Consider the following 6,000-nt stretch of genomic DNA (forward strand, 5'->3'; position numbering starts at 1 on the left):
CCGTCCGGTGAAAATCAGGGAAACGTGGAACGCCTTCCCTGGAAACGCAACGAGCTGGGGCCCGCACCCAAGGTGCGGGCCCCAGCTACGAAGTACGCGTGAGCGTCAGCGTCAGGCGGGAACGATGTTCTCGGCCTGCGGGCCCTTCTGGCCCTGCGTGACGTCGAAGGTCACCTTCTGGCCCTCCTGCAGCTCACGGAAGCCCTGGGTGGCGATGTTCGAGTAGTGAGCGAAGACGTCGGCGCCGCCGCCCTCCTGCTCGATGAAGCCGAAGCCCTTTTCAGCGTTGAACCACTTCACGGTGCCAGTAGCCATGTCATATCTCCTTCGGGGCAGTGCCCGGGAGCCCGCACTGTGCGGACTCCGCGTCGCCGCGATGATTACCCCGTCCGGAAATGACCGGCAATACAAAGTGCCCCTGACGGCACCTAACGCCGACCGGAGCACTTGGAGTCTCTGGGAACCACAACTGCAACTGAAATCGACAGTAGCACGCCCTCGCCGTCGGCGCGCGTTTTTCCATATCGCGTCGTCGACCCGCGAATACCCCGCCGCTCGCACCACCCGAAATCCTGCTTTTGCCGTCACAGATATACGGAGGCAGAGGGCGCAGCGTTTCGCGCCCGGCTGCCTCAGGGCGTCGCCGTGCCGTCCGTGCCGGGGTCGCGGCGCAGCTCCTCGTTGAGGCGGAGCGCCTCGTCGAGCTGGTCCTCCAGGATCACGATGCGGCAGGCCGCGTCGACCGGTGTGCCCTGGTCCACGAGTTCCCTGGCACGTGCGGCGATGCGCAGCTGATAGCGGGAGTAGCGGCGGTGGCCACCCTCGGAGCGCAGCGGGGTGATCAGCCGGGCTTCGCCGACCGCGCGGAGGAAGGCCGGCGTGGCGCCGATCAGCTCGGCGGCCCGGCCCATGGTGTAGGCGGGGTAGTCGTCGTCATCGAGCCGCTCGGGGCCGTGCGAGGAGGTCACCGGGGGAACGCTACCAACGGTGTATGCGCATGTCTGCTTCGGCCGGGGCAGATATCGGCCGGGGCGGACGCCCGGCCGGGGGCACCAGGGGTGCGGTCCCGGCCGGGGCCCGAAGGGCTGCGTACCGCTACGGCTGCTTCATCCCGGCCGGCTTGGGCAGCCCACAGCCCGCGCGGCTCAGGTCGATCTTGCTGCCCGCGCCGACGCACGGCACGATCCAGTAGGTCTCCTGCGCGTAGTTGATGCCCTTGCGGACGGTGACCTTGCCGTTCTCGTCGACCTCGCACGGGTTGTTGTCCGTGCACCGCTCGCCGTCCTCGTTGCCGGTGTTGTTGACGGCGACGACCTTGCCGGTCGCGTCGTCGATCACCGGGGAGCCCGAGGTACCGCCGATCGTCTGGCAGGCGGGGGTGTAGCGGACCGAGTCCTTCCAGGTCCAGTTCCCCTCCTTCAGGCGGTACGCGAAGCCGTCGATGCTGCACTTGTACAGCTTCTTCCAGTAGCCGGACGCGACGGTGATCGCCCGCCCCTGCTGGGGCCGCGCCGCGTTCAGCTCCAGCGCCTTGATCCCGTACCTGCTCTCGATGTCGCTGTAGGTGCTGGTCAGCTGGTAGAGCGACACGTCGGTGTCCGTCATCGTGCCGTACGCCACCTTGCTCGCCCGGACCGTCCCCGCGTTGCCGCCGGAGGCGTTGAGCAGGGTGAAGCTGCGGGACGACGGCTTGTTGAGGACGACCTGGCCGGGCGCCGGGAAGCCGCTCTCCAGGCAGTGGCCGTTGGACAGGACGAGCGCGGGGTCGCCGGGCTTGGAGTCGGGCACGCGGACCACGGAGCCGGAGCAGTTGCTGAGCGCCACCGTCCCCGCGAAGTTGACGGCCTTGACCTTGGCCTGCGGCTTCGCCGGCCCTTCGTGACCGACTGCCGACGCGGGTACCGCCGCCGCCCCGAGGAGCAGGGCGGCGGTGCACGCACCGACGAGAGGCTTCTTCATGTGGGGGTCCCCTCTGATGACTGTGTGACCGAAGTTCTCACGGTTTTGTCATGCGCATTGTTGGGGTCCCCGGCCGCCGGGACAAGACCACAAACGGACACAACCGACCGCTGACAGAACATCCCCTCCCCCGGCGCCCCCCCTCGCCCCCTGCGCCCCCTGCGCCCCTCTTGTGTCCGAAAACACGGGGCGGCCCGTCCGACCCGGCCGTAAGCTCGCGGACATGCAGGTCATCCAGTCGACGAAGCTCTCCAACGTCTGTTACGAGATCCGGGGCCCGGTGCTCGAGGAGGCGACGCGGCTGGAATCGGCCGGTCACCGCATCCTCAAGCTCAACACCGGCAACCCCGCCGCCTTCGGCTTCGAGTGCCCGCCCGAGATCCTCGAGGACGTCCTGCGCAACGTCGGCACCGCGCACGGCTACGGCGACGCGAAGGGCCTCCTCGCCGCCCGCCGCGCGGTCGTCATGCACAACCAGACCCTGGGCATCGAGACCGACGTCGAGCACGTCTTCATCGGCAACGGCGTCTCCGAGCTCATCGTGATGGCCATGCAGGGCCTGCTCGACGACGGCGACGAGGTCCTCGTACCGGCCCCTGACTACCCGCTGTGGACGGCCGCGGTCTCGCTCTCCGGCGGCACCGCCGTGCACTACCGCTGCGACGAGCAGGCCGACTGGATGCCGGACCTCGCCGACATCGAGCGCAAGGTCACCGACCGCACCAAGGCGCTCGTGATCATCAACCCGAACAACCCGACCGGCGCCGTCTACAGCGACGAGATGCTGCGCGGCCTGACCGACATCGCGCGCCGCCACAACCTCCTGGTCTGCTCGGACGAGATCTACGACAAGATCCTCTACGACGGCGTGACGCACACGCCGACCGCCGCCATCGCCCCCGACCTGCTCACCCTCACCTTCAACGGCATGTCGAAGGCGTACCGGGTGGCGGGCTACCGCGTCGGCTGGATGGCGATCTCGGGTCCGAAGGCGCACGCCTCCTCGTACATCGAGGGCCTGACGATCCTCGCCAACATGCGCCTCTGCGCGAACATGCCGGGCCAGCACGGTGTCGTCGCGGCGCTCGGCGGGCGGCAGACGATCAACGACCTGGTGCTGCCGGGCGGACGGCTCATCGAGCAGCGCGACACCGCGTACGACCTGCTGACCCAGATCCCCGGCGTGAGCTGCGTGAAGCCGAAGGGGTCGCTCTACCTCTTCCCGCGGCTCGATCCGAAGGTCTTCAAGATCAAGGACGACCGGCAGATGGTCCTCGACCTGCTGCGCGCCGAGAAGATCATGGTCGTGCACGGCACGGGCTTCAACTGGCCGGAACCCGATCACTTCCGTGTCGTGACGCTGCCGACGGCGACCGATCTCGCGGAGGCGGTCACGCGCATCGGGAACTTCCTCGACGGCTACGGCCAGCCGTGACGACCCGCTATTGGTCCGGACTCAACTTTAGACAGAATCTAAGCTAGGATGGCTTTCAAGCAACCGTCTGGAGGCCATCCCATGTACGAGCCGATCCGCACCAAGTCGGTCCACACGGTGGCCGACGACGCCGGCTACCCGCACCGCTCCCGCGAGGAGGAGCTGGACATCCAGCTCGCCGGGCACCTCGCGGCGCTCCTCGCCGTCACCGACGAGCTGCGCGCGCTCGCCCCGTCCGCGGAACTGGACGGCGCCGCCGAGCAGTTGGCGTACCAGGTGGCCCGGCTGCGCGGTGGCGCGCGCCCGCCGCGGTCCTCCGTGGCGGCCGCCATCCACGAACCCCATGTGTCCGCCCTGCACCAGCGCGCGCACGCCCTCGCGGGCCGCGCCCTGGTCGTCGCGGCCTCCCGCGCCGACACCGCGGCGGCGATCCTCGCCGCGGAGCGCATGGACGCCCACGCGGACGCCGCGCGCCTGGTCGGCGCCTCCTGAACGGCCCCGGTCCGCGGCCGAGGAGGCCGCGGACCGGGCGCCACCAACGGCGACGTCACTGGGGGTGGGCGCCGCCGTCGGTGCTCTTCGGTGCTTCTCAGCCGGTGATCTTCACCGTGGCCGACGCGGTCGAGCCCTCGTGCAGGGCGTCGCCCTCGTAGCTCACCGCGTACACCGTCCGGCCCTTCTTGCCGGGCAGGTCCTTGACCTTGAAGGTGCCGTCGGCCGCGACCCGCGCCGCCGTGAGCTCGCCCGTCGCGCCGAGCCTGTCGGTGCGCGTCACCTTCAGCTCGATCCCGGCCGGCAGCGCGCGCCCCTGCCCGGTGAGCCTGCCGGTGATCTCGACGCCACCCGCGCGGGTCGCATCGGCGGGCGCGCTCAGCTCGATCGCCGTCGGCGCCTTGCCCACGTCCACCGTGACCGTGACGTCCTCGGCGGGCCGGTGCGTCACGTCGCCGAGGAAGCGCAGCGTGTACGTCGCCTCGCCCAGCCGGTCCGGCACGTCGGGCACGGTGAAGCTGCCGTCGGCCGCGACCTTGGCTGTCGCCACCTCCTGCGTGCCGTCGGCGTCCTTGCGGACGGCGGCGACCCGTACGGGCTCCGCGGGCGCGGGTCCGTCCAGTTCGAGGCGGCCGCGGATGCCGAGCGGTTCGCCGACGACGGGCTTCGCGGGCGTCGTGGTGAGCGCGCCGGTGAAGCGGGAGTCGTACTGCGCGGCGGGCGGCTTGATGATGTGCAGCCAGTGGCCGCTGCCGCCGTCCGAGGTCACCGCGAAGAGCCGCGAGCCGTCCTTGGCCCATTCGAGCCCCTGCGGCACGACCCGTGTCCCGTCGAGTTCGCTCTCGAAGGCGAACTCCGTCGGCGTGCCGCCGTCCTTCGGGTCGGCGGACTGGATCAGCAGGTCCGCCGTGCTGCCGGCGGCGACCGCGCCCCGTGCCACGTACTTTCCGTCGCCGCTGAAGGCCACCGCCGACGCCTTGGCGCCCGCGGGCAGCGGCTGGTAGCCGACCGGGGCGTCGGAGAGGTCACCGGCGTCGAGCAGCCGGGTGCCGTACGCGGCGTCCGCCACGGCTATCCGCTTGCCGTCGGCGCTCTGGGCGATGTCCTTCAGGTCGAGCGCGCCCTTGCCCTGCGCGTCGGCGAACCGCCGCGAGGGGCCCCGGACCAGGGTCTCGCCACTCGCGTCGAACGTGGTGACGAACGGGTCGGCCGTGGCGCCCGCGCCCGCCTGCCCCACCACGAGCCGGTCGGGCGCCCCGGGCCCGGCCGCGAGCCGCAGCCGCCCCTGGCTGCTCCAGCCGGTGCTGACCGAGGACGTGCCGCCGACCCCGTAGAGCAGGGCGAGGTTGTCGGGCCGGTCGCAGTAGGAGGAACCGGAGTACGGCGTCTCCGTGAACCACGTCCTGCCGCCCGCGACGGCCAGCTCACGGCCACAGGTGACGTCGTAGGGCGTGCTCGCGGCGCCGGTCCTGGCCTGCGTCGCGGTGTCGAACGTCAGGATGCGGTTGGACTGCGACACGTGCAGGGTCGCGCCGTCCGCACTGAGCGCCATGCCGGAAGCGGGCTGGTCGGTGGCGAGCGAACCGACGCGCTGGCCCTGGAAGTTGTAGACCCGGACCGCGCTCGCGCCGGTGTCGCTCTTGTTCCCGTCGGTGACGTAGACGCGCTCGTGCGCGTCGTCGACCACCATCGCCCCGAACGACGCGATGGGCAGCTTCGCCACCTCGTCGGACGGTGTCGCGGCGGACGCGGCGGGCGCCCCGAGGGCGACCAGTCCCGCCGAGCCGAGCGACACCGCGAGTGCGGCGCCCGTCACCCGTCTTAAGCGCTGGTGCTTCTGGGCCTTCTGGTTCTTCTTCAACTCGTCCCCCCGCAGGCTCTCTTGACGGCCCGCGCCGTGCGGCGGGCCCCCGTGTGGGGCCTATGAAACATGTGGGGGGCATGTGAAGGCAAGGTGCACAGGGTGCATATGTACGCGGGCGGGCCCTGCGCGTATACGCGGGCGGGCCCCGCACGCCGTGGCGAATTCAAGGGGTCGTCGCAACACGGTGATCAACTGGCTGTTGCCAGGAGCTTAGCGAGGCGCTCGGCTGGGGTTTACCAGCCGAGCGTTT

General features: G+C 70.6%; 6 protein-coding genes. 2 read left to right on the forward strand and 4 right to left on the reverse strand.

The window, feature by feature from the left end:
• Positions 1-111: 111 nt before the first annotated feature.
• The 3 genes from ACFVYR_RS33555 to ACFVYR_RS33565 form a co-directional block, all read right to left on the reverse strand.
• Positions 112-315: a cold-shock protein gene (locus ACFVYR_RS33555; protein WP_030788646.1), complete on the reverse strand. Its 204-nt coding sequence runs from the start codon at positions 313-315 to the stop codon at positions 112-114.
• Between the two features lie 317 nt (positions 316-632).
• The gene (locus ACFVYR_RS33560) at positions 633-911 is read right to left on the reverse strand and encodes a MerR family transcriptional regulator (protein WP_384261648.1); all 279 of its coding nucleotides are present in this window, start codon (positions 909-911) and stop codon (positions 633-635) included.
• A 184-nt stretch (positions 912-1,095) separates the two neighbouring features.
• Complete coding sequence (locus tag ACFVYR_RS33565) at positions 1,096-1,959, reverse strand: trypsin-like serine peptidase (protein ID WP_384261543.1); 864 nt, start codon at positions 1,957-1,959, stop codon at positions 1,096-1,098.
• 223 nt (positions 1,960-2,182) lie between these two features.
• Between ACFVYR_RS33565 and ACFVYR_RS33570 the strand changes: the two genes are divergently transcribed.
• Together ACFVYR_RS33570 and ACFVYR_RS33575 are read left to right on the forward strand one after the other, a co-directional pair.
• Positions 2,183-3,394: a pyridoxal phosphate-dependent aminotransferase gene (locus tag ACFVYR_RS33570; RefSeq protein ID WP_384261540.1), complete on the forward strand. Its 1,212-nt coding sequence runs from the start codon at positions 2,183-2,185 to the stop codon at positions 3,392-3,394.
• A gap of 81 nt (positions 3,395-3,475) precedes the next feature.
• Positions 3,476-3,886, forward strand: coding sequence for a hypothetical protein (locus ACFVYR_RS33575; RefSeq protein ID WP_384261538.1), 411 nt, complete (start codon positions 3,476-3,478; stop codon positions 3,884-3,886).
• A gap of 97 nt (positions 3,887-3,983) precedes the next feature.
• Here the strand turns inward: ACFVYR_RS33575 and ACFVYR_RS33580 are convergent, their stop codons facing one another.
• A complete protein-coding gene (locus tag ACFVYR_RS33580; protein WP_384261536.1) occupies positions 3,984-5,747 on the reverse strand; it encodes an Ig-like domain repeat protein in 1,764 nt (587 codons plus the stop codon).
• Positions 5,748-6,000 lie beyond the last annotated feature (253 nt).

It is taken from the genome of Streptomyces sp. NPDC058284 (assembly GCF_042881135.1).
GTDB lineage: Bacteria > Actinomycetota > Actinomycetes > Streptomycetales > Streptomycetaceae > Streptomyces.

What these genes read in the sequence shown, in the direction of transcription:
- ACFVYR_RS33560 (WP_384261648.1), bottom strand. Translation starts at nt 911, where the DNA reads ATGGGCCGGGCCGCCGAGCTGATCGGCGCCACGCCGGCCTTCCTCCGC.
- ACFVYR_RS33570 (WP_384261540.1), top strand. Translation starts at nt 2,183, where the DNA reads ATGCAGGTCATCCAGTCGACGAAGCTCTCCAACGTCTGTTACGAGATC.
- ACFVYR_RS33555 (WP_030788646.1), bottom strand. Translation starts at nt 315, where the DNA reads ATGGCTACTGGCACCGTGAAGTGGTTCAACGCTGAAAAGGGCTTCGGC.
- ACFVYR_RS33575 (WP_384261538.1), top strand. Translation starts at nt 3,476, where the DNA reads ATGTACGAGCCGATCCGCACCAAGTCGGTCCACACGGTGGCCGACGAC.
- ACFVYR_RS33565 (WP_384261543.1), bottom strand. Translation starts at nt 1,959, where the DNA reads ATGAAGAAGCCTCTCGTCGGTGCGTGCACCGCCGCCCTGCTCCTCGGG.